A 22,638-nucleotide genomic window follows, 5' to 3' on the forward strand; every position below is an offset into this window, starting at 1 on the left:
GACTCATGCCTTTGGAGACGCGACACACTGACTCATCAAAGCATCGAAATGGCCGTTAGTATCTTCCCTGGAAATTTCCGAATCGGCGTGAGAAATCTGGCGCTGGCCGATTACCCCGAACGCCCTCCGCTCACCGACCTCGACCCAAAATTTCAGCTGATGGTCTTGCTGGACGGGTTTCAGTCCTTCGCCATCAATGGTGAAATCTTTGAAATGGATGCGCGCCGAGCCCCGGTCGCTTTTGTGATGCGTCTCGTGCGTCGAGCCGATTTGCAATTTCTACATGCCTATGGAACGCCATTTCGCAAAATTGCATTGGCGACACCACATGACTGGCTGGCGTTATTGTCCTCTGAAGCCACAGCCCCATGGTCTGAGACCACCACCCCTGGGCTGAGTACGCATATCTGGCAGCCGGGAAAACAAATTGTGCGCCTGAGCACGCAGATCCTAAACCCACCGCCTTCACAGGTTGCGGTTCAAACCGAACTGTTCAGAGTCTCCCGCGGGCTGGAGCTGATCCGTCGGGTGTTGGCGGAAGCCTCGACCACACCCACGCAGCATGGCGTTGCCAGTGCCGACCCAGTGGCGGAAAAGATCCGTCTCTATATGTTGAAGCATCTCGATCAGACTTTGACATTGGAGCGAATGGAGCTGGATCTGGGTATGAATCGTCGTTCCATACAGCGACATTTCAAAGCAGGGACCGGACAAACAATTAGCGATTTCCTGCGCCAGCAGCGGCTTGAAAAAGCGAGACGCGCCTTGTCGGAGGACGGTTTCACCGTGGCCCAGGCGGCGCATATTGCGGGGTATGCTTCTCCTGAGAATTTCGCAACGGCCTTTCGTCATGCCTTTGGCCTGACCCCGCACAAGCTGCGCAACAGTGCGATTTGACCCGTGTAACGCAGTCCCCCTGCGCCACAACAGAGCCTCATGGATGATCATTCGCCTGACGTGACGCCATCACCGTCCGTGCTGGCAATGTCGCGGGGTTTCTCCATACCGCCTCGGTGCCCTGCGCGAACCGCAGCCTCTTCTGTTCGTTGCCGGTGATGATGGCGTTTGAGAGGCCTTATTCCGTATCATTGGCAAAGCTGAGCACCTCGGCCCCATTGGCGGCGAAGGCGGGGGATGTGGTGTGCGCTTCCATTTTTCACTCCGAAAGTTGAGCCGCGAGGCGGCATATATGGGTGGACTTGCAGGCCGGCGGCGGCTGGCAATCATGTGTACAGGTAAAGCAACAGGACGATGATCGCCGAAACGATCAGGAAGGCGGCGAGAACGGCAGCGCGTCCCGGAACACCTGCATCATCTTCGACACCGGCAACCCCATCGCCAGATACAATCTCGGCCAAAATGAGCGCCACCACAGCGGTCAGCGCGCGCCCTTCCGTGGGCATCATCGCGTCGGAGACCAACCCTGGAATGATCGTCAGCGAGATCAGCCCGGGCATCGATCTCGCACCATGTGCCTTTCGGCATCCAGCTCTCGTCCGGCTTCGGTCAATACGCGCGAGACAGGCCCACGATGAGGAAAAACGCGCCCATCATCAAAAGGCCGGGGATCAGACCGGCGGTGAACAGCGCCGCCACCGATTGATAGGCCAGAACGCCTTAGACGGTCATCAGCATCGAGAGCGGAATGATCGACCCTAAAAGCTCGATCCCACCGTCAGACCTATGATGCCTTGCGGGTTGAGACGGGCGAGCATTTCCTTTGCCGCGTCGCCTTGCGCGGAAGCCCCCGCGTCCTCCAGCGTGTCGAACTGATAGGGCTGGAACCGGCCAAGGAACGACGGGTCGCAGTTTATCAAATCGCCGCCCGGGATGATCGCAAATTCAATCGCCCAGTTTGTTGGCCGGGAAAACTGCGACCGCGTCCCCTGCTTCCTCTGAGACGAAGCCCTCGGCCATATGGTGACTGGATTTAGCCATGATAGGCGGCTCGGGCGTGGGGGTCGAAAGCTTCAGTTCCCGCGTTTCGGCCATTGTCGGGGCCATCATCGGCGCGACCAGCGCGCAGCTCTTCCTCTGCCGCAACAGCGTTTTGTGATGCGACTGTCCGCTGTGCCGTCAGTCGGACAATCATCGGCAACAAACCATCAAGCCCGGCCACAGGTGCGATAGCCGCCACATAGCAGTCCCAGCACAGCAGAAGCCCATGTCCAAGACAGTCGCGGAACGGCGGCTGCGAGAAAAACCTGCGGCGCAGACGCTGAGTGACTATGCCGGGCTGCGCAACAGCCTCACCACGCGCTGAGAGGAGATAAGAACGATGCCCCTTCCGTCCCCCAATCCGACACCGCCGCGCACCAACACGCTGATACTCTATTATTCCTCGGCCCAGCAACTTTGCCATCACGCCCTGTCGGGCTGCCCGATGCGCACCGGTGATCTTTTGGGGTCAGGGACGATTTCCGGCCCCACGCCCGACAGCTTTGGCTCGATGCTTGAGCTCAGCCAAGGTGACGCCGCTCCTCTCGCACTCTCGGATGGAACAGAACGCAGTTTTCTCGAAGACGGCGACACGGTGACCCTGCGCGGTTTTGCTCAGGGCGAGGATTACCGGATCGGCTTTGGTCGTTGCTGCGAACAAATCAGCCCCGTTCTGACATACACAGAATGACGAGGGTGGCCAGTGCGCCGAATGAGCGCTTTAGTCGCTGGAAATCATCACGGCAATCTCGGCAGCCGTAGCCTTAAGCTCCGGCAGGATGTCCATCGCACGCTCCTGTGTCATGCGTTGAGGGATCGAGGAAATCGACATCGCCAGATAGGCGCTGCCGCGCGCATTGGGAACCGGCACGGTCAGGCCGGCCACGCCCACAAAGGTCACATCGCGCGCCCAGCCATAGCCGTTTTCACGCACCCGTTCGACCTCATCGCGCAAACTGTCCGGGGTCGCCTCGCCAAAAAGCTTTCTGTCCTGCGTCGCGCGCAAGATCACGTCTTCGGCCTCATCTTCCGGCATCGAAGCCAGAAGCGAGCGCCCGGAATGGCCGGACACGAGATGCAGAGTCTGATTGGCGGAGACCACATGGGTGCGGATCGGATAGGCCCCTTCGCAGCGCAGCAGGTAATGCGAAAAATCCCCCGTGCGCATCGCAAGGTAGACCGTATCACCACAGCGGTCGGCAAGGGCCTGAACGATCGGCCGCAAACGCGCCGGATCGCCCACCGGGCTCGGCGCGTTCAGACCCAATTCGTACATGATCGAAGACAGGCGATAACGCCGCCCGTTCGTGCGCTCCACGAACTGTTCCGCCGTCAAAGTCGCCAATATGCGATGCACCGTCGGACGGCTCAGCCCCGTGCCCTCGGTCAGGTCAAGCAGACGCGCACCGCGCGGGCCATGCCGACCGAGTTCGCGCAGAATCAAACAGGTGCGTTCCACCACCTGACTTTTGCCGCTTTTGTCTTTTGTCTCTTCCATAGGGTCACTCAAACCGTCCATCATTCGGACTTATCAACGGATTATGTTCCGATTTTCATGCTTTTGGTTGCAAATCTTTCCTATTTAAACAAGCCATAGCGCACTACTCAAGAGTCAAATTAATGGACATAGTGAGTATTCATAAGGAGGAAACGCATGACAAAGAGATTTGAAGGACAGGTGGCCGCCATCACCGGAGGCGCGCGCGGCATCGGTCGCGCCGTGGCGGAACGGCTCTTATCCGAAGGCGCGCACGTGGCAATCTGGGACCTCAAGGACGCCGAAAGCGCCGCCAAAGAGCTCGGAGAAAACGCCCGCGGATTTGCGGTCGATGTCTCGGACGAGGCCTCCGTCGAAGCCGCGCGGGACGCCACGGAAGCCGCCTTTGGCAAGATCGACATTCTCGTCACCGCCGCCGGGATCACCGGACCGACGCACCCCGTGAAAGGGCATGAGTTCGCCCCATGGCGGCAGGTGATCGACATCCATCTCGGCGGGGTTTTCCTCTGCACGCGCGCCGTGCTCGACGGCATGACGGCGCGCAATTACGGGCGCATTATCACCGTGGCCTCGGTGGCGGGCAAAGAGGGCAATCCGAACTCGTCCAGCTACTCAGCCGCGAAATCCGGCATCATCGGCTTCACCAAATCGCTCGGCAAAGAACTTGCCCTGACAGAGGTCCGCGCCAACTGTTTCACGCCCGGCCTGATCAAAACACCCCTGATGGAACAGCTGCCGCCCGAGCAGGTTGAGTTTTCCCTGTCGCGAATCCCTCAGGGCCGTTTTGGCACGGTCGAGGAATGCGCCGCGATGATATGCTTCATGGCCAGCCCGGAATGCTCCTTCAATTCCGGATCGGTCTTCGATATGTCGGGAGGACGCGCGACATATTAAGTCCACGCTTTGGACCTTGTCCTGAGAGTCGTACCAAAAATGTCCAAAAACATTTTCGGTACATTTTCCCCTTAAAGCACTTTAAAATATAAATTATTTTTAAAATATTCATGGTTGAGAATTTTATTTTCGCTTAAAAAATTCTCTTTTAGTCCACATAGTGGAACATTTGAGTTGACCATTTTCGACGAGTTTTCCAGCATATAGAGCATGGAGGAACACTCGCCCCAAACGCACAAAGATCAAGGGGCGCGTGCCATGGCTTCGGCCAATTGGAGAAACTGACGATTTGCTCAGAACGCACGGCAAGGCGGCACCCGCACCACGATGCGGGCGCGAGTGATTTGTCTACGGGAGGACATTATGAAAAAAACCCATATCCTTTTTGCATCCGCTCTCACGCTGATGGCCACAGGCGCGCTCGCCGAAGACACGTTCAAATTCGCGATGATCGACCCGTTCTCGGGCCCGGCCGCGATGGTGACCGAGCGGATCGAAAACGTGCTGCGCTACTCCGTCGATGAAGTGAACGCGGCAGGCGGGATCAACGGCCAACAGATCGAAATCCTGACCTTCGACAATAAGATGTCGGCTCAGGAAACCGCAATTCAGGCGCAAAAGGCGATCGACGCTGGCGCACGCATTCTTCAGACATCCGTCTCCTCTTCGAACACTTTCGCGCTTGTTGATTTTGTCAACAAACACAACCGCCGCAATCCAGACGATCAGGTTATCGTCTTTGACGGGGCCTCCCACGATCCGGCGATCACCGGCGAGAAATGCAGCTATTACAGCTTTTCCTGGGTGCTGGACGCTGACATGAAAACCGCAGGCCTCGCGCATTACCTGACCGAGCGGACGGACATCACGAAAGTTTATCTTCTGAACGCCGAAGGCTCCTCCGGTCAGACCACGCGTCAATCCGTGATCGAGATGGTCGGCGAGGCTCGCCCGGACATCGAGTGGGTCGGCGACGACACCCATCCGCTTCAGAAGATCACCGATTTCACGCCCTATATCGCGAAGATCAAAGCATCCGGCGCGCAGGCCGTGATCACCTCCGACTGGGGTGCCGATTTGGCGCTGGTGCTGAAAGCGGCGGGCGAAGGCGGTCTTGAGGCCGAATGGTTCACCTATTTCTCCACCGGTCCGGGCGCACCGACCGCGATGGCGCAATCCGGCCTCGACGGCAAAGTCTACTCCATCTTCGATGGCGATGCCGGAATCGACAGTGCAGAACTCCACGCGTTTGAAGCAGGCTACCGCGAGAAAACCGGGCAATCCGCCTCGGCGTTTCCGGGCGACACCTCCGCGATCCGCGCCCTGACGCAAGCGGCACAAAAAGCCGGGTCCAACGAGGTTCACGATCTGATTGCGGCTCTCGAGGGCATCGAGTTCCAAACGGTTTACGGTGCCCCCGCTCACAGCCGGGCTGACGATCACCAGATTATCACCCAAATGGCCGTGTCGAAATTCGTTGATGTGCCGGAAGGTACGCTGGACGAAGAAGGCACGGGCTGGGGCTGGGAGAACGTGGCGATTGTTCCGGCGGATGTGATTACGCTTCCGACGACCTGCGAGATGAAACGCCCGTAAAACCCGATCAAAAAAAGAAGGCATGGGGTGCGCAGAGCCCCCATGCCTTGTCTGTCGTGTCGGCGGACAAAGGAGAACTTATGACGCATTATCCCTATAAAGACATCACGGAGGGTCTCGGGTTCCCCGAAGGCCCTGTCGTGATGCCGGACGGTTCTGTGATCGTCTGCGAGATCAAGAATTGTTGCCTGACCAAGGTTTGGCCCGACGGCACGAAAGAGGTGCTCGTCAAACTCGATGGTGCGCCCAATGGCGCAGCGGTCGGCCCGGATGGGGCAATGTATATCTGTAACAACGGTGACGGCTTTGCCTGGGGTGATCCGGGCGGCGTGACCCAGCCGGTGGGTGGCAATCCGCAGTATTCCGGTGGGCGCATCGAACGCGTGGATCTTGAGACGGGTGTTGTGACCGAACTTTACCGCGAGATCGACGGTCATCCGCTTTTGATGCCGAACGACATCGTCATCGACCGCGATGGCGGGCTTTGGTTCACCGATCACGGCACCCGCACGGAGCGCAGTTTTGTGCATGGCGGGCTCTATTATGGCAAGCCGGACGGCTCTTTTGCCACCACCATCGCCTATCCGATCACCACCGCGAATGGCGTGGGACTGTCGCCTGATGAAAAGACGGTTTACGTCGCAGACACCGAGACCGGGCGTCTCTATTCCTATGATGTCACCGGCGCGGGCGAGATCCGCAAACCTAATCCTTTCGAGCCGGGCGAAGCCGTTCTGGCGCAACTCGAAGGTTTTAAGCGTTATGACAGCCTGGCCGTCGAGGCGAATGGCAACATCTGCTGCGCCGGCCTGACGCCGGGGTGCATCACTGTGATTTCGCCCGAGGGCAAAGAGGTCGAGACCATCGAGATGCCGGATGCCTTTGCGACCAATCTGGCCTTTGGCGGACCGGATATGAAGACCGCCTATGTCACCCTTTCCGGCTCCGGGCGGCTGATCGCAGTTGATTGGCCGCGTGCAGGCCTCAAACCAAATTTTTCGGGGCTGTAACATGAGCGCGGAAGTCATCACATTTTCCCTGTTGAACGGCACGCTTTACGGCATGCTGTTGTTTTTGCTTGCGTCTGGTCTCACCCTCATCTTCTCGATGATGGGTGTGCTGAACTTTGCGCATGCCAGTTTCTTCATGATCGGCGCCTATTTCGGCTTTGAGATTTCGAAATACGTGGGCTTTTTCCCGGCGTTGATCCTTGCGCCTCTGCTGGTCGGCCTCGTCGGCGCGCTGATCGAGCGCTATGGGTTGCGCCGTGTGCACAAATTCGGCCATTTGGGCGAGCTTTTGTTCACCATCGGCGTGGCCTTTGTGATCGAGGAAGCGGTTCAGATGATCTGGGGCCGCAGCCCGATGGATTATCAAATCCCTGCCGCGCTCGATTTCACCGCTTTCGAGATTTTCGGCACCGGATATCCGGCGTTTCGCCTGTTCATGCTTATCATGTCCGTCGCGATCTTTGCCGCCCTCGCCCTGCTTTTGACCCGCACCCGCGTGGGTCTGGTGGTCAAGGCGTCGCTCACCCATCCTGAAATGGTCTCGATGCTGGGCCATGACGTGCCTTTGGTGTTCATGTCGGTTTTCGGCGTCGGCTCCGCACTGGCGGGCATCGCCGGTGTCATCGGCGGCCCGATCCTGATCACCCAGCCCTCTATGGCCATGTCGCTTGGTCCGATCCTCTTCGTGATCGTCGTGGTCGGCGGTCTGGGCTCGCTCTCGGGTGCTTTCGTCGCCTCGCTTCTCGTGGGCTTCATCCAGACCTTTGCCGTCGCCATCGACCTCTCCGTCGCCGATGTCTTTGGCCTCGTTGGTGTCACGCAACCGCCCGCCGCTCTCGGCGCGCTCGTCTCCGACATCTGGAACGTGTCCGTGTCCCAGATCGGTCCGGTCATTCCCTATCTCCTGCTCGTCGCAGTGCTGATCTTCCGGCCCATGGGCCTGTTCGGCAAACGCGCCTGATGCGGAAAGGATAAGAACAATGTCAGTCAACGCAGTTGAAACTCCGCAGCAGACCAGTACTCCTCAGAAATCAGGCCTTATCTCCGGCCTGCCCTGGGCCGCCATCGCGGTTGCCCTCGCGCTTCTGCCGATGATCTTCACCAGCAATTCGATGATCTCCACGCTGAACTATCTCGGCACTATGGCGATCTTTGCGCTCTCTTATAATGTGCTTTTGGGCCAGACCGGACTTTTGTCTCTCGGCCATGGCACATTCTTTGGCCTCGGCGGTTTCATCGCCACCCATGCCGTGCTGCATATGGCCGATGCAGGGTGGAATTTCCCGCTACCGCTCGTGCCGCTCATAGGTGCGGCTGGGGCGCTTGTCCTCGGCTTCTTCGGCGGCTGGCTCGCCTCCGGCCGGGGCGGGATGCCCTTTGCCATGATCACGCTGGGGCTTGCCGAGCTGGTCTATGCCGCAGCCGCGCTTTTCCCGTCGATCTACGGATCGGAAGAAGGCATTTCCATGGACCGCATGGACCTTGGCGCCTCCTTCGGTATGGATTACGGCCCGACCCTGGACATCTATGTCATCGTTGCGGTTTGGTTCCTGATCTGCGCAGCGCTTCTGTATTTCTTCTCGAAAACCCCGCTGGGCCTTTTGGCCAACTCCGTGCGCGACAATGCAGAACGTGTTGAATTTCTTGGGTTTTCGGCCAAACGTGTGCGCATGCTGGCCTATGCCATCGCCGCAGCCATCGCCGGTGTGGCGGGCTCTCTCGCCGCGCTGAACTTCGAGATCATGACGGTCAATGAGCTGGGCGCCGCAACCTCGACGCTGGTACTCTTGATGACCTATATCGGCGGGACCAAACATTTCTTCGGTCCGGTTTTGGGCGCGATTGTCATCGGTCTGATGAAAATCTGGCTGTCGGATATTTCCTCCGCCTGGATGATGTATTTCGGCCTTTTGTTCATCTTCGTGGTGATGGTGCAGCCTGCGGGTCTGGCCGGGATGCTGATGTCCGGCGTGACCCTCATGCGCTCCGGCACCTTCAAAGTGCAGGCCCCGCTTCTCGCCCTGATCGGTCTCGCGGGTGTCGCCACACTTGTCGGCATTATCGTTCTGACCGAGCTGGCATATCGTGCCGGACTCGATGCGGGGCTTGGGCCGCAAATGATGGTGCTTTGGCTGCCGCTCAATGCCACCTCCGTTCTGTCCTGGGGGTTGGGTTTCGTGCTGGTTGCGGGTGGCGTTTTGACCATGCGCCCGCTTCTCGACCGGCTGGACACACTCCGCCACAGCCTCGGCAAAGGAGAGATGGCATGACCAACGCACTTGAAATCAAGGACCTGCGCAAATCTTTCGGCCCGGTGGAAATCATCCGCGGCGTGAACCTAGATCTGCGCAAAGGCGAACGTCATGCGCTGATCGGGCCGAACGGGGCCGGGAAATCGACGCTGTTTCACCTGATCTCGGGCCGGATCACCCCCACTTCCGGGCAGATCCTGTTTGACGGCAAGAACATCGCGGGCCATCCGCCCGCAGAAATCGTGCGCGCGGGACTGTCGCGCAGTTTCCAGATCACCAACATCTTTCCTCAGATGACGGTGACGGAAAACCTGCGTTGTGCCGTGCTTTGGAAACTCGGGCATCGTTATACGCTGCTGCGTCCAACCTCATCCCTCAAGGATGTGGCCGCGGAGTGCGAGCGCCTATTGAACGAGCTTGGCCTGACCCACCGCGCGCACGACACCGCCGACAGCCTGACCTACCCCGAGCAGCGCGCTCTGGAACTGGGTCTGGCGGTCGCCTCGGGGGCCAACACGCTTTTGCTCGACGAACCCATGGCGGGGATGAGCCATTCGGAAACCGATGCGGCGTTGCAGCTCATCATGAAGGTGACCGAGGGCAAAACCTTGCTGATGGTGGAACACGACATGGGCGTGATTTTCGAAATGGCCGACCGGATTTCCGTTTTGGTCTACGGCGAGATCATCGCCACCGGAACGCCTGAAGAAATCCGCGCCAACCCTGCGGTGCAGGAGGCCTATCTGGGCGCGAGCGAGGAGGATGCAGCATGACCAAGCTTGAGCTGAACATCGAGGCGGAAACACTCCTGTCCGTCAAAGACCTGCAAGCGTGGTATGGCAAGAGCCACATCCTGCATGGTGTGAACCTTGAGGTCAAACGTGGCGAGATCGTCTCGCTTCTGGGCCGCAACGGCGCCGGGCGCTCGACTCTTTTGAAAGCGATCATGGCGGCCGTGACCACCAAGGGCGAAGTGTCCTTTGGCGGACAGGCGCTTGGCGGGCAAAAGCCGCATAAGATCGCCTATGCGGGCATCGGCTACGTGCCGGAAAGCCGCGATGTGTTTCCCGATCTGACGGTGCGCGAAAACCTCATTCTGGGGCTGAAATCCAAAGGCGAAGGCCGTTGGACCATGGAAGACATCTTTGATCTCTTCCCCGTCCTGCGCACCCGCGCCGAGACCAATGCCGGATCGCTGTCGGGTGGCGAGCAGCAGATGCTCACCATCTGCCGCACGCTGATTGGCGACCCAGACCTGATCATGGTGGACGAACCGACCGAGGGCCTCGCGCCGAAAATGGTCGCCGCTGTCGGTGAGCTTTTGGAGCGCATCGCCGCGAAAGGCGTGTCGATCCTTTTGGTCGAACAGAAACTCGTGATCGCACTCGATATTTCTCACCGGCTCTACGTCATGGGACATGGTGAAATCGTTTTCGAAGGCACGCCCAAAGGGTTGATGGACAGCCCCGAGGTGCGCGCCGAATGGCTGGAGGTATAAGATGAGCCGACCTGTTGCTCTTGTGACCGGCGCCCGTCAGGGGCTTGGACGTGGCATTGCTTTGGCGATGGCCAAGGCGGGCTTTGACGTCGCCGGGCTCGATATTGACACCGATGAGAAATCCGACGCGGTTGTCAAAGAGATCGAAGCGCTTGGCGCGAAAGCCTATTTCGGCCAGATGGACCTCTCCGATCTCTCGGCCCATGAGGGTGCGATTGCAGCGGTCGAAGAGGCGCTTGGACCCGTCGATGCGCTGGTGAACAACGCAGGCATCGCGGCGCGTCCGCTCACGGACATTCTCGACCTCGGCGCGGAGGCGTTTGATAAAAACCTCGGCGTCAACCTGCGCGGCAATTTCTTTTTCACCCAAGCCATGGCGAAACGCATGATCGCGCGGGAGGTGGAGAGCTATCGCTCCATCACCTTCATCACCTCGATCGCCGCCACCCATGTCTCGACCGACCGAAGCCCCTATTGCGTCTCGAAAGCGGGCCTGTCGATGGTGGCGCAACTCTACGCCGACCGTCTCGGCGCGCATGGCATTGCGGTGCATGAAATCCGTCCGGGCTTTATCCGCACCGAAATGACTGGCTCCGCGCCGACGGACAAAATCGACGCTTATATCTCTTCCGGTCAGGTCGCCCAGAAACGCTGGGGCGAGACCTCCGACATCGGCACCGTGGCCGCCTCGCTCGCGTCTGGCGCCCTGCCCTATGTGACCGGACAACCGATTTACGTGGACGGGGGGTATCACATCCCCACCGCCTGACCCTAAGGGGCTTTGCCCCGACCCTGACACCCTTTTCCCCCGACCGGCCCACCGGATCGGCCCCGATGCCTTACGGGCAACGGACGGGGAAGCTTTGAGCAAAGGAGATTTGAACATGCTCGATCAACCTTACCGCGACGGCGAAGTGACGGTCGGCGGCGTGGCCGTGCGTTACCGTGTGGCCGGGCCGGACAACGACCGTTTGCCGCTTGTGCTGGTGCATGGCACGGCGGGCTCCATCGACGGTCATTATGGCTATATCTTCCCGATGATGGCCTATCGTCAAAAGGTCATCGCCCTCGACTGGTCCGAACCGGCGGGCGACACGGTCGAGTTGGCCGATCTGGTCGCACAGGTCAAAGCGGTGATCGAGGCTGAGGTGCCAGAGGGTCCGGTCACGCTCATGGGCTATTCTTTGGGGGCTTGTGTGGCCGCAAAAATCGCCGCCGAGATGGGAGCGAAGATCAAGAACCTGATCCTCGCCGCAGGCTGGCTCAAAACCGACACGCATCAGAAAATGCGCAACGATGTCTGGCGACAGCTCCGCGATCAGGACAGTGCCTCGATCACCCAATACATGACCTTCTGCGCCTTCTCGCCGGCCTTCATGAACATGAAGACGCTTGAGGATATGAAAGCCGCCGCGGGCATGCTCAAGATGAGCGCTTTCGTCGACAAACAGATGGATCTGAACACCCGCATCGACATCGCCGCCGCGTGCGAAACCATCACGGCGAAGACCCTCGTGATCGGCTGCACCTTTGACATGATGGTGCCGAAACATCACTCCAAACAGCTTTTCGGCGCCATCGAAGACGCGCGCTACGCCGAGATCCCCTCGGGTCACGCCGTCGTTCACGAACGCGCCGCCGAGCTTTTCCACTATGTCGACCGGTTCTCCGCCCAGCCCGATCAATATGAGGCAGGCGCGATCATCCCGGCCCAGAAACCCTGAGGAGACACCCAAATGACGACTGAAACCGAAATTCTGATCATCGGCACCGGCTTTGCGGGCCTCGGCATGGCGATCCAGCTTAAACGCACCGGACGCGAAGATTTCATCGCCATTGAGCGCGCCGGAGACGTCGGCGGCACTTGGCGCGATAACCACTATCCGGGCATCGCCTGTGATGTGCCCAGCCACCTCTATTCCTACAGCTATCTGCCCAATCCCGACTGGACCCGCGTGTTCTCTCCGGGCGGCGAAATTCAGGCGTACATCCGCAAATGCGCCGAGGACGAAGGCATCCTGCCGCACATCCATTTCCACACGGAGATGCTGAAAAGCACTTGGGACGAGACCAAGAAACGCTGGGTCGTCGAGACCTCCAAAGGCACTTATGAGGCTAAAATCCTGATCACCGGGACGGGTCACTTGGCGGATGGTCACATGCCCAATATCGAGGGGCTCGACAGCTTTGAGGGCGATGTGTTCCACTCCGCCAACTGGGACCATTCCGTCGATCTGATGGGCAAGCGCATCGGTGTCGTGGGCTCCGGCGCCTCGGCCATTCAGATCATCCCGGAGATGCAGAAACTCGCCTCTGAACTGGTCGTCTTCCAACGCTCCGCACCTTACATGATCCCGCGCTGGGATCGTGCGTATAGCGAGGGCGAGCGCCGCATGTGCCGTCGCGATCCGTCGGTGATCGAGGACATTCGTTCGGAAATTTTCTGGGCCGGGGAATTCAACTTTGCCCAGCGTCGCAACATTCCGCGCTTCCTCAATGAGGCCAAGGCGCTCGCTGTGCGGCACCGCGAGGACAACGTCAAAGACCCGGAGCTGCGCGCCAAACTGACCCCGGATTATGAGATCGGCTGCAAGCGTCTGTTGATCTCCAACACCTACTATCCGGCCATGTCTGCCGAGAACACCACGCTTGAGGCCTCCGCGCTCAAGAAGGTCGACAACGGCAAGGCGATCGCGGCAAGCGGCACGGAATACGATCTCGATGTGCTGGTCTTCGCAACCGGGTTCGAGGCCGTGCGCCCGCCCTTCGCCACCCGCATCTTTGGCACCGAAGGCATCAGCCTCGACGCCCATTGGGATCGCGGCATGCAGGCCTACGACTCGATTGCGGTCAACGGCTATCCGAACCTCTTCATCATCAACGGTCCGAACACCGGTCTCGGCCACAACTCGGTGGTCTATATCATCGAGGCGCAGGTCGATTACATCCTCGGCGCGCTCGATGCGATCGAGAGCCAAAAGGTCGAGGTGATCGAAGTGAAACGCGAGGCCGAAGACGCCTATATGGACAAGATCGACCGGATGTCTCAGGGCACCGTCTGGCTCGCCGGTGGCTGTAAATCTTGGTACGTGGATGACCGCTCCGGTCGTCTGACGCTGGTCTGGCCCGATTTCGCGCATAGTTTCCGTGACGAGAATGGAACTTTCCACCCGGAAGGTTACATGATGAACAGCGCGCCTGTGGCGGCTGAGTGAGGAGTGAATTTCATGTTGAAAAACAATACCATCATCGTGACGGGTGTCTCGTCGGGCATCGGTCAGGAAACCGCGAAACAGATCAAGGCGGCGGGCGGCAAGGTGATCGGCATCGACCGCAACGCGCCCAGTGTTGAGCTGGACGCCTTTCATCAGGTCGATCTGACCGATGAGGCCGCGCTCGATGCGCTGATCGATGAGCTCAAATCGGTGAAAGCCGACGGGCTTGCCAATATCGCGGGCGTGCCGCCGACCGCGCCGAAAGAGGTCGTGGTGACCGTCAATCTCTTGGCGCTCAAAAAGCTCACGCTGGGGCTGGTGGACAGCCTCAGTGACGGCGCCTCCATCGTCAATCTCGCCTCTTTGGCGGGGCTGGGCTGGGAAGGCGAAGTCGCCAAGATCAGAGCCACCGAAGGGCTGACCTTTGGCGGCGTCGCCGAGTTCTGCACCGCCCATGACATCACCGCCGAGAACAGCTATTTCTTTACGAAACAAGCGCTTGTGGCATGGACCCATGAAAACCGCTGGACCTGGCGCGAGCGTGGCATTCGGATGAATTCCGTAAGCCCCGGCCCGGTGGACACGCCAATCCTGGGCGATTTCTTGGAGACCCTTGGCGAACGCGCCGAAGAGGACATGCGCATCATGGATCGTCCCGGCACGCCGACCGACATCGCGCCTGTCGTGACCTTCCTGTTGTCCGATGGGTCCGTCTGGCTGCGGGGCGTGAATATTCCCACCGATGGCGGGATGCGCGCGCATATCGAAGCCACGTCGAACGGGCTGAACTAAGGAGATGTCAATGAGTTTGAATCTGTTGATCGGCGGCGCGGATGTGGCCGCCGAAGGGGCAAAAACCTATGATCGCATCGACCCGGTGACGGGCGATGTGGCCACCGTGGCCGCCGCGGCCTCTGTCGCGGATGCGCTTAAGGCCGTGGCCAGCGCTGAGGCCGCCTTTGCAGAGTGGTCCGCCACCGGACCTGAGGCGCGGCGCAAGATTTTGGTCAAAGCGGGCGACATTATGGAGGCCCGCGCGGGCGAGTTCGTCGAGGCCATGGTCACCGAAACCGGCGCGACCGAGATCTGGGCCGGGTTCAACGTGCATCTCGCCTCCGGCATGCTGCGCGAAGCGGGCGCGATGACGACGCAGATCGGCGGCGAGGTGATCCCCTCGAACAAACCGGGCAGCCTGGCGCTGGCGGTGGCGAAGCCGCGGGGCGTGTGCCTCGGGATCGCGCCGTGGAACGCACCTGTGATTTTGGGCACGCGGGCGGTGGCGACGGCGCTGGCCTGTGGCAATACGGTGGTGCTTAAGTCCTCCGAAATGTGCCCGAAAGTGCATCGTCTGATCGGCGAATGTCTGGTCGAGGCGGGGCTTCCGGCGGGGGCGATCAACGTGATCTCCAACGCGCCCGAAGATGCCGCTGATGTGGTCAAAGCGCTCATCGAGGCCCCCGCGGTGCGGCACGTCAATTTCACCGGCTCTACAAATGTAGGACGCATTATCGGGCGTTTTTCGGGGGAAAATCTCAAACCGGTACTCTTGGAGCTGGGCGGCAAGGCGCCTTTCGTTGTGCTCGAAGATGCCGATCTCGACGGCGCTGTGAATGCGGCCATTTTCGGGTCGTTCATGAACCAGGGCCAGATTTGCATGTCGACGGAACGCATCATTGTGGTCGAGGCCGTGGCCGATGCGTTCATTGAAAAACTCGCCGCCAAGGCCGCGAGCCTGCCCTATGGCAACCCGCGCGAAAAGGTCGTTCTGGGCTCTCTCGTGACGGAATCTGCAGCGGAAAAGATGGATGCCTTGATCGCAGACGCTACCGCGAAAGGCGCGAAACTCGTCGCCGGAGGGACCCGCGACGGTGCGATCCATGCGGCCACTTTGCTCGACGGTGTGACGCCCGAGATGCGTATCTATGCCGAGGAAAGCTTTGGTCCGGTGAAATCGATCATCCGGGTGAAAGACGCCGATGAGGCCATTGCGATCGCCAACGACACGGAATACGGATTGTCCTCGGCGGTGTTCTCACAGGACATCACCAAGGCGATGGACGCGGCAAATCGCATTCAAAGCGGCATTTGCCACATCAATGGGCCGACGGTATCGGACGAGCCGCAAATGCCGTTCGGCGGCGTGAAGGACTCGGGCTTTGGACGGTTTGGTGGCAAGCTCGGGATCAATGAGTTCACGGTCACCCGCTGGATCACCATCGAAGATCCGAAACAGCATTATCCGTTCTAAAATCGGACAGGACACGATCAGCGGCGCGCAGAGGTGCGCCGCTGATCTTATAAGTGGCGCGATGTCGTGCGACATTTCCATCACCGCGGCACGAAGTTCGCGGCAGGTCTGGACAAGGACCTAAAGCACAAACCCCTCCCGAGCGACAGCCCACCAAAGCCTGTTTACGGCCTATGATCGCACCGTTTGATGGGACGCGATAATGACATGTTCTGCGAAAATATCTCGACCATGCGCTGAGACGATACAACTGGGGTCAGACCCCATTGGTTTGCGAAATCCTGAAATTATCTCCGATATGCTTCATCCAACACAGCTCTTCGCATCTCAAAACTGCTGAAAACCAATGGCATGGCTGTAAGGCAATCCCCCCGGCCTGTTGCCGGGAGGCTGATATCTATGCAACGCCTCAGAACTGGAGATCGAGGCGTGCGCCCAGACCGTGCGATGCGAAGCCTGATTGAAAGGCGCCCTCATAGGACAGTCCCAGAACGGAACCGGGTGACAATTGAACATCGACCCCCGCTTTCACGATTGCACTGTCACGCTCCAGAGGCGCGCCCGTCACGGTGAAGCTGTCGCTGTCGACAAAGCTATGCACAGAGGTAAAGTCGGTGTCGCCAAAGACATGTTGCCAGCCCAGAGTGCCGGACAGCCGCGCGGATCCAACCCCGAGCGCCAGCGCGTGATCGGCGCGCAGGCCCAGCGTGGTGAAGGTGGTCTTGCTGGTGTCGCCCTCGACCGTCAAAGCCGCAGCGCCGCCCGTCTCCGTGAACCCATCTGTCTCAAGCCGCATGAGCGCCAGATTGGCAAAGGGTTCAAACCGTGTGTTGCCGCGTTCAAACCCATAGCCCACTTCGCCAAAGGCCTGCATTGTCTTCGCCTCATAAGACCCGGTCAGAGTATCGGTGTAACTGGTCCCGGAAATCTGCGCGATCTCGACACTGCGGCTGCTGCGCAAATCGTTCTGGCTCCACGAAATCCCAGAACGCAGCGTCCAGGCGCCCCAGTTTTTGCCGGCATAGGCACCGAGGTGATAGCTGTCGCTCGACACATCAGAACGCTCACTGTCATAGGAGGCATAGCCAAAGCCGGCCATCAAGCCGATGTTCCAATCATCGAACCCGGTGCCATCGAGCCCCATGACGAGACCATGCGCCATGCGCTCGACGTCTTGCGCCTCACCGTCGCCGTCCAGATCGCTCCAGGCACCATAGGTGGCGGCCCAGGGCGTCAGGCGATTGGTGCGATAGGGCTCTTGGAAACCCCCGCCTTGGGAGACGAAATCGCCCTGTTCGCGCGAGGTTTCAAGCGCCAGAAGGCGTGCGCCCATGGCATCGCGCATCAAAGTCCCATCGGAAATCATCGCACTGCGGGTCGTGGCGAGAATGTCCCCGGAAAGCTGATCCAGGGCCTCGGCCGTGCCGCCGGACTGGACGAGATAGAGCGTGTTGTAGAGATCGCTGCTCTCGCTCATGGCGTTGATCGCGGTGCCGACTGCGACTTGGTTCGCGGTCTGGGCGGTGGCGGTGAAGTCCGGTCCTGTGGGCGTGTCATCGTCTCCCGACCCTGAGCCGTCATCCGGGTCGTCGCCGGGATCCACGGCCTCGCCAATCGTCAGTGTCAGATCCGTATCGCTATAGGTGGCGGTAAAGGTGGCATAGTCGCCGGTCTCACTGATGTCTGCGAACGTGCCCGCAAGGCTCTCGCCGCTCAGAACGGTATATTCCCAGCCCTCCAGATAGGAGATGCCACTTTGCACCACAGCCGCGATTTGCGCGCCTGCGTCGATGGTGATGGCGCCGTCGACCGTGACCTGATCGCTGACGCCGTTCTCACCCATATCGACCAGGAAGGTCGAGCCGTCCTCAAACACCAGATCGCCCGCAAAATTCAGCGCGCCGATCTCATTCGTCAGCCCCGGCGCCAGTGTGCCACCCGACCCGATCGTCGCGGTGTAATACTCTTGCGTGATCTCGGTTTCAGTGACCATTTCATAGGTGTCGAAATCGAAATATGTGGTGGTGATGATGATCTCCGTATAGCCAAGCGATCCGGTTCCACCCAAAGTGCCCCCATCGGAGACCGAGATCGCACCGCCAAAGCTGTCCGTGAACAGAGCCGTGCCGCCGGACACCTCGATCGCGCCGTTATACTCAAGACCATTGCCGTTAAAGATCGTCGTCCCCGCGATTTGTTTGATCATGGCCGTTCCGGTCTCTTCGAAGGCCGTGACGAAATCGGCGTCGATCTCAAGGCCCGTATCCGTGTGGTTCAGCACGAATTGGCTGGTCCCTTCACCGAACCGAATGTTTTCGGTGCCCGCGAGCGATCCGGCTTCGATCGCCGCCTCTCCCTCGACCGCGCCGATGTTGACAACACCTTCTCCAAATTCGTCACTGCTCAAAAGCAGATAGGCATTGTCGCCGCCGCCTGTGCCCGCCGAGACCGTGCCGCCATAGGACAGGTTGAGAACCCCTTCGCCATAGGTGCCGATGCTCAAGCCGTTGACGGTTTCAAGCGTGGAGCCTTCACCAGACACGGTCAGCACGGCCCCTTCGCCCCCATAGAGGCCCGAACCGAGGGAAAAGGTGTTGGAGGAGACGGAGGCACCGTCGAGAATATCGAATGTCCCGAAACTACCCGCAGTCAAGGTGATGCTCCCATCCGTCTCCAAGGTCGACCCCGCGCCGGTCACGACCACGGACCCGGCGGAGGTGTCCGAACCCACTCTCAAAGAGCCAGCCATGGACAAGCTGCCGCCGTCGGAGAGGGTCAGGGTGCCATCCGATGAGCGGCCGATGTCGGCGTCATCAACATTGATCATCTGCGCACCGCCGGAAATCGTCAGGCTGCTGCCGTCGCTGCCTTCCGCCGCCGTGACATAGAGGTCGCTCTCATTGAGATCGACCAAGGCGCCATCGTCGACCAACATCGTGCCCTGCCCGTTCTGACCGATATTGATCCGTCCGACTGAGACGCTTGTGCCATCTCCTGTGATGGTGAGCGTGCCCGAGGTGTCCGCGCCATATCCGATCTGCAACGCGCCCCCGTTGAGGACCGTCGCCCCGTCGGAAATGGTCAAGGTGCCATCGCCGGTCTCCCCCACGCGAAACCCGACGCCCAGAGCGTTGAGGGCATCGACCACAGTGCCCGACCCGCTGATGGTGAGGCTGCTGGTTTCGCCCACCGTATTGCCAATCGCAAAGCACTCGACCTCAAACAATGCATCGTCGTCGATGGTCAGATCGGCGGCACCCTCGGTGCCGACGTTGATATATGTGCCTGTGCCCGACCCGCCGGAGAGGCTGATGTCACCAGAGCCCAGATTGACCTCCTGAGTGCCATCAGGAAGTGTGCCATCGGCCCAGTTCCCGACCTCCTGCCAGTCGGCATCCACGGCCCCGGTCCATTCGGCGGGCGAGAGAGATTGCGCCCGGGTTGCATCGGGCAAAAGCGCGATCAACAGGCTGAGCGTCAAGGTCGACACACTGGTGCGAAGGGCGAAAGAGGCCCCTCGTTGGGTGTGTGCGAGAGTGCGGGTCTGTGCGAGAATATTGGACATGCTGTGTCCTCGTTTGATGTGTGAAGAAGGCCGACCGCCGGTGGCAGCGGTCGGGAAAACCATGTGGGATGTCAGAATTTTGCGGTGATGCTGGCGCGTATCGTGCGTCCCGGTGAAGGCATGAGACCCAGTGTCAAAGCATCCATGTAGTAGACGTCGGTGAGGTTATCGACGCTAAAATCCACGCTGGTGCTGTCGTTCAGCTCATAGCTGCCGAACAGATCGACGAGCGTATAGGGGGCCCATTCGACGATATTGGTGTAGTAGCCGGAGTCATCGCTGCTTGTGCCGGAGGCGCGCGCGCCAACATAGGAGGTCCGCGCCCCCAGGGTCAGGGACTCGTCCAAGAACCGCCCGCCAAGGGTCAACGTCGCGCTGGTCTCAGGGGTGACATGCAGTTGCGCATAGCCATTCGACACCCCGCCCGGACGACAACGATCCGCCTGCCAGTCGGTCTCTTTGGTGCAGAAATTCATATGGGTGTAATGCGTCGCGGAGGCTTCCGCGAAAAACCGCCCGGTGTCATAAGCGGCCGACACTTCAAACCCTTTCCATTCCGCATAGTCGATGTTGCGCATAGCGGTGGACCCGGTGCCCGTTTCCGTATCCGAGCCGCTATAGTACACGCGCGTCAGGTAATCGTCGGTGCGGTTGTGGAAATAGGCCGCCTTGAACCTCAGGCTGTCCCCCGCGCCCAAGACGTCATCGAGCATGATATTCGTGCCCAACTCCCAGTTCTTGGCATGTTCCGCCTTGAGCGCCAGAGAAGGCGAGCTTTCAAAGGACCAACCGCCGGTCGATTCAAACAAGCTCGGTGCACGGATCGCCTCGGCATAACGCAAATAGACCTGATAGCCGCCCACAGGCTCTACCGTGATCGCCGCAATAGGCGCGAAACCGGAGTTCTTTTCCTCGTTGTTCTCGTAGCTGTCCGTGCCGACAATCTGCGCCGGATTGTTGTCGTAGCTGTGGGTGTGCGTGTAGCGCAACGAACCGTTCAGCGTCAGCCAGTCGAGCGGGTCCCATTCCGCCGCGACAAAGGCACTGGCCTCGCGCCGCCAGCCATCGCGGGACTGCAAGACGTCGGAGACCTCAGAGCCCTCTGCGTCGTAATCATCCGGCGGAGCGAGCGTTTCGTAGGTATATGACGCACCATAAGACAGCGCGACCTCTCCCATCCCGGTGCGCAGCGTGGACTCATTCGTGATGTCAAAGCCTGTGCGTTTGGAAATATCCCAATAGCCCTGATCGAATTCGCCGCCGAAAAATTCATAAGGCGTGCGGATCAAAGTGTCCGTATGGGTGTGCCAGAGATTGGCGCTCAGGTTGATGAGATCGTCCCGATCCCATTTGTAGCGCGCCGTATAGGTATCGACGGAAACCTCGGACAAAGGGGCCTGTTCCGCGCCTTCACCACGGATGATGACAGAGGGCATCAATTCGCCAAACAGGCTTTCATACCGCATATAGCCAAGTTCGAACCTCTGCCCGTTGAAGGTCTCAAGGCTGCCCTTAAGCATGTAAGACGTGTTGTCCTGCGACGTGTTGAGCACCTCTTCGCCTGCCCGGTAGCGGTTCAATCCCTCCAGCGTGACATAGGTGTAATCGACCCAGCGGTCGCCGGACAAATCCAGTCGAACATCGCTATATTCGATGGTGGGGGTGTCGCCATTCGTGCCGGCATAATAGTTGCCGGTCTTGCGCCGCGAATAGGCCCCGACCAATTCGATTTCGCGGGCAAACTCAAGGTCTTCCCACACCTTCGCCGCCGCCACGCTACCATTGGTCGACGTGGGCTCAAAGGCCGATGGCCGGTCCATCCCGTCGAGCGTGCCGTAGCTGTTCACATCATCGAGGCCTTCAGGCACATCTTGCACCGCGCAATCATAGCTACATCCCGTGCGGTAACGTTGTGTTTCAAATCCGTAGATGCCGCCCCGCGTCCCCTCGGCGGGTGGGGCCGAGGAATTGGTGGCAAATCCACCACGCACCCGAAAGCCGTAGGTTTCCCCCTCTTTGAGGATGTCCTCTGCCCCGATGGTTTGCATCTCCACCACGCCGCCTGTGGCGCCAACGCCGTAGACGCCCGCGCTTGGTCCTTTGTCGATGGTCACGTCGCTGATCAGGTCCGGATCGACATAGTTGCGGTTGGCGACCCCGGAATAACCGCGATAGACGGTGTTCTGCTGTTGGGTTCCGTCGATCACCACCGGAACGCGACCAAAGCCCTGCATGCCGCGAATATTTACATCCACAGCCCCGCTGTTGCGGTTGTCGCCGGTCATGACGCCGGGCGTACCTTTGAGAAAATCCCCGGCCGAACTGCCGCGAAACCACTGGATATCCTCTTCGGGGATGTAATCGACAGAGGCCGGGACCTGATACTTTCGATCGCTGTCGCCCAAAGCGCCCCAACTGCCCGCAGCCACCACGATGGTATCGAGCACCATGACATCCTCTCCGAGAGACAGCCCCATTTGCGCGCCGAAATCCGGCTTTTCGATCACGAAACCGGCCCCGGAATTGTGCCAAAGAATGCCCGTGCCATTGAGCAGAAGGGTCAGCGCCTGTTCCGGTGGCATCGTGCCGGACACGGCGCGTGACGTCAGCCCGCTGGTCACCGAGGACGCAAAGGCCACCTGAGTGCCGGATTGCCGACCGAACTGCGCCAAAGCCGAGGACACAGATTGTGCAGGGATGTCGAAACTGCGCTGGGTCTGGGATTGTGCTAAAAGCTGCGCCGGCGCAAAACTCAAAACCGTGCCCCCCACCAGCGCCTGCGTTGCCACAGTGAGCCACAAGGCAAACCTGTGCGGACCGCGACGGGCGACGCGCGCGCATCTTATGGGTTTTAATAGGTTTTGTGCGGTCATCGGCGATTTCTCCTTAGTCCCTCTCAGGCGCATCTTGAGTGCGCATTTGGT

Annotated in this window: 19 protein-coding genes; 14 read left to right on the top strand and 5 right to left on the bottom strand. The window is 59.7% G+C overall.

Features of this window, described 5'->3' with window-relative positions; translation table 11 throughout:
- Window positions 1-48 precede the first annotated feature (48 nt).
- On the top strand, window positions 49-897 hold the full coding sequence (locus ACN0X0_RS17565; RefSeq protein WP_417280217.1) for a helix-turn-helix domain-containing protein: 849 nt from the start codon (window positions 49-51) through the stop codon (window positions 895-897).
- A gap of 326 nt (window positions 898-1,223) precedes the next feature.
- Here ACN0X0_RS17565 and ACN0X0_RS17570 read toward each other — a convergent pair whose 3' ends face one another.
- Together ACN0X0_RS17570 and ACN0X0_RS17575 are read right to left on the bottom strand one after the other, a co-directional pair.
- Complete coding sequence (locus ACN0X0_RS17570) at window positions 1,224-1,457, bottom strand: hypothetical protein (protein WP_417280218.1); 234 nt, start codon at window positions 1,455-1,457, stop codon at window positions 1,224-1,226.
- A 198-nt stretch (window positions 1,458-1,655) separates the two neighbouring features.
- On the bottom strand, window positions 1,656-1,817 hold the full coding sequence (locus ACN0X0_RS17575) for a hypothetical protein (RefSeq protein WP_417280219.1): 162 nt from the start codon (window positions 1,815-1,817) through the stop codon (window positions 1,656-1,658).
- Window positions 1,818-2,278: 461 nt separating this feature from the next.
- On the opposite strand from ACN0X0_RS17575, the gene ACN0X0_RS17580 reads away from it, so the two are divergent.
- A complete protein-coding gene (locus tag ACN0X0_RS17580) occupies window positions 2,279-2,629 on the top strand; it encodes a fumarylacetoacetate hydrolase family protein (RefSeq protein ID WP_417280220.1) in 351 nt (116 codons plus the stop codon).
- Window positions 2,630-2,659: 30 nt separating this feature from the next.
- On the opposite strand, the gene ACN0X0_RS17585 is transcribed toward ACN0X0_RS17580, so the two are convergent.
- Window positions 2,660-3,436, bottom strand: coding sequence for an IclR family transcriptional regulator (locus tag ACN0X0_RS17585; protein ID WP_417280221.1), 777 nt, complete (start codon window positions 3,434-3,436; stop codon window positions 2,660-2,662).
- Between the two features lie 156 nt (window positions 3,437-3,592).
- Here ACN0X0_RS17585 and ACN0X0_RS17590 point away from each other — a divergent pair, with 156 nt between their 5' ends.
- The 12 genes from ACN0X0_RS17590 (at window position 3,593) to ACN0X0_RS17645 (ending at window position 16,149) form a co-directional block, all read left to right on the top strand.
- Window positions 3,593-4,330, top strand: a complete 738-nt coding sequence (locus tag ACN0X0_RS17590; RefSeq protein WP_417280222.1) for an SDR family NAD(P)-dependent oxidoreductase — start codon at window positions 3,593-3,595, stop codon at window positions 4,328-4,330.
- 363 nt (window positions 4,331-4,693) lie between these two features.
- Window positions 4,694-5,926: a branched-chain amino acid ABC transporter substrate-binding protein gene (locus ACN0X0_RS17595; RefSeq protein WP_417280223.1), complete on the top strand. Its 1,233-nt coding sequence runs from the start codon at window positions 4,694-4,696 to the stop codon at window positions 5,924-5,926.
- 80 nt (window positions 5,927-6,006) lie between these two features.
- Complete coding sequence (locus ACN0X0_RS17600) at window positions 6,007-6,936, top strand: SMP-30/gluconolactonase/LRE family protein (RefSeq protein WP_417280224.1); 930 nt, start codon at window positions 6,007-6,009, stop codon at window positions 6,934-6,936.
- Window position 6,937: 1 nt separating this feature from the next.
- Window positions 6,938-7,897: a branched-chain amino acid ABC transporter permease gene (locus tag ACN0X0_RS17605; protein WP_417280225.1), complete on the top strand. Its 960-nt coding sequence runs from the start codon at window positions 6,938-6,940 to the stop codon at window positions 7,895-7,897.
- A gap of 19 nt (window positions 7,898-7,916) precedes the next feature.
- Window positions 7,917-9,206, top strand: coding sequence for a branched-chain amino acid ABC transporter permease (locus ACN0X0_RS17610; RefSeq protein ID WP_417280226.1), 1,290 nt, complete (start codon window positions 7,917-7,919; stop codon window positions 9,204-9,206).
- Window positions 9,203-9,961, top strand: a complete 759-nt coding sequence (locus ACN0X0_RS17615; RefSeq protein WP_417280227.1) for an ABC transporter ATP-binding protein — start codon at window positions 9,203-9,205, stop codon at window positions 9,959-9,961. The genes ACN0X0_RS17610 and ACN0X0_RS17615 overlap by 4 nt, the downstream gene beginning before the upstream one ends.
- The gene (locus ACN0X0_RS17620) at window positions 9,958-10,686 is read left to right on the top strand and encodes an ABC transporter ATP-binding protein (RefSeq protein ID WP_417280228.1); all 729 of its coding nucleotides are present in this window, start codon (window positions 9,958-9,960) and stop codon (window positions 10,684-10,686) included. Before ACN0X0_RS17615 ends, ACN0X0_RS17620 begins: the two co-directional genes overlap by 4 nt.
- A 1-nt stretch (window position 10,687) precedes the next feature.
- The gene (locus ACN0X0_RS17625) at window positions 10,688-11,455 is read left to right on the top strand and encodes a 3-ketoacyl-ACP reductase (protein WP_417280229.1); all 768 of its coding nucleotides are present in this window, start codon (window positions 10,688-10,690) and stop codon (window positions 11,453-11,455) included.
- 115 nt (window positions 11,456-11,570) lie between these two features.
- Window positions 11,571-12,410, top strand: coding sequence for an alpha/beta fold hydrolase (locus ACN0X0_RS17630; RefSeq protein WP_417280230.1), 840 nt, complete (start codon window positions 11,571-11,573; stop codon window positions 12,408-12,410).
- 12 nt (window positions 12,411-12,422) lie between these two features.
- On the top strand, window positions 12,423-13,901 hold the full coding sequence (locus tag ACN0X0_RS17635; RefSeq protein ID WP_417280231.1) for a flavin-containing monooxygenase: 1,479 nt from the start codon (window positions 12,423-12,425) through the stop codon (window positions 13,899-13,901).
- 12 nt (window positions 13,902-13,913) lie between these two features.
- Entirely contained in the window at window positions 13,914-14,693 is a 780-nt protein-coding gene (locus ACN0X0_RS17640) for a coniferyl-alcohol dehydrogenase (RefSeq protein WP_417280232.1), read from the top strand.
- Window positions 14,694-14,703: 10 nt separating this feature from the next.
- A complete protein-coding gene (locus tag ACN0X0_RS17645; RefSeq protein WP_417280233.1) occupies window positions 14,704-16,149 on the top strand; it encodes an aldehyde dehydrogenase in 1,446 nt (481 codons plus the stop codon).
- Window positions 16,150-16,558: 409 nt separating this feature from the next.
- On the opposite strand, the gene ACN0X0_RS17650 is transcribed toward ACN0X0_RS17645, so the two are convergent.
- Both ACN0X0_RS17650 and ACN0X0_RS17655 read right to left on the bottom strand, forming a co-directional pair.
- Window positions 16,559-19,714, bottom strand: a complete 3,156-nt coding sequence (locus tag ACN0X0_RS17650; protein WP_417280234.1) for an autotransporter outer membrane beta-barrel domain-containing protein — start codon at window positions 19,712-19,714, stop codon at window positions 16,559-16,561.
- A gap of 71 nt (window positions 19,715-19,785) precedes the next feature.
- The gene (locus ACN0X0_RS17655; protein ID WP_417280235.1) at window positions 19,786-22,587 is read right to left on the bottom strand and encodes a TonB-dependent receptor domain-containing protein; all 2,802 of its coding nucleotides are present in this window, start codon (window positions 22,585-22,587) and stop codon (window positions 19,786-19,788) included.
- Window positions 22,588-22,638 lie beyond the last annotated feature (51 nt).

The sequence above is a fragment of the Celeribacter sp. genome (assembly GCF_048270365.1).
In the GTDB taxonomy this organism is placed as follows: domain Bacteria; phylum Pseudomonadota; class Alphaproteobacteria; order Rhodobacterales; family Rhodobacteraceae; genus Celeribacter.

Bases quoted from the DNA above. Each gene is read 5' to 3' on its own strand.
- ACN0X0_RS17610 (WP_417280226.1), top strand. From the start codon at position 7,917: ATGTCAGTCAACGCAGTTGAAACTCCGCAGCAGACCAGTACTCCTCAG.
- ACN0X0_RS17615 (WP_417280227.1), top strand. From the start codon at position 9,203: ATGACCAACGCACTTGAAATCAAGGACCTGCGCAAATCTTTCGGCCCG.
- ACN0X0_RS17605 (WP_417280225.1), top strand. From the start codon at position 6,938: ATGAGCGCGGAAGTCATCACATTTTCCCTGTTGAACGGCACGCTTTAC.
- ACN0X0_RS17620 (WP_417280228.1), top strand. From the start codon at position 9,958: ATGACCAAGCTTGAGCTGAACATCGAGGCGGAAACACTCCTGTCCGTC.
- ACN0X0_RS17640 (WP_417280232.1), top strand. From the start codon at position 13,914: ATGTTGAAAAACAATACCATCATCGTGACGGGTGTCTCGTCGGGCATC.
- ACN0X0_RS17650 (WP_417280234.1), bottom strand. From the start codon at position 19,714: ATGTCCAATATTCTCGCACAGACCCGCACTCTCGCACACACCCAACGA.
- ACN0X0_RS17600 (WP_417280224.1), top strand. From the start codon at position 6,007: ATGACGCATTATCCCTATAAAGACATCACGGAGGGTCTCGGGTTCCCC.
- ACN0X0_RS17630 (WP_417280230.1), top strand. From the start codon at position 11,571: ATGCTCGATCAACCTTACCGCGACGGCGAAGTGACGGTCGGCGGCGTG.
- ACN0X0_RS17565 (WP_417280217.1), top strand. From the start codon at position 49: ATGGCCGTTAGTATCTTCCCTGGAAATTTCCGAATCGGCGTGAGAAAT.
- ACN0X0_RS17625 (WP_417280229.1), top strand. From the start codon at position 10,688: ATGAGCCGACCTGTTGCTCTTGTGACCGGCGCCCGTCAGGGGCTTGGA.
- ACN0X0_RS17570 (WP_417280218.1), bottom strand. From the start codon at position 1,457: ATGCCCGGGCTGATCTCGCTGACGATCATTCCAGGGTTGGTCTCCGAC.
- ACN0X0_RS17585 (WP_417280221.1), bottom strand. From the start codon at position 3,436: ATGGAAGAGACAAAAGACAAAAGCGGCAAAAGTCAGGTGGTGGAACGC.
- ACN0X0_RS17580 (WP_417280220.1), top strand. From the start codon at position 2,279: ATGCCCCTTCCGTCCCCCAATCCGACACCGCCGCGCACCAACACGCTG.
- ACN0X0_RS17645 (WP_417280233.1), top strand. From the start codon at position 14,704: ATGAGTTTGAATCTGTTGATCGGCGGCGCGGATGTGGCCGCCGAAGGG.
- ACN0X0_RS17590 (WP_417280222.1), top strand. From the start codon at position 3,593: ATGACAAAGAGATTTGAAGGACAGGTGGCCGCCATCACCGGAGGCGCG.
- ACN0X0_RS17595 (WP_417280223.1), top strand. From the start codon at position 4,694: ATGAAAAAAACCCATATCCTTTTTGCATCCGCTCTCACGCTGATGGCC.
- ACN0X0_RS17635 (WP_417280231.1), top strand. From the start codon at position 12,423: ATGACGACTGAAACCGAAATTCTGATCATCGGCACCGGCTTTGCGGGC.
- ACN0X0_RS17655 (WP_417280235.1), bottom strand. From the start codon at position 22,587: ATGACCGCACAAAACCTATTAAAACCCATAAGATGCGCGCGCGTCGCC.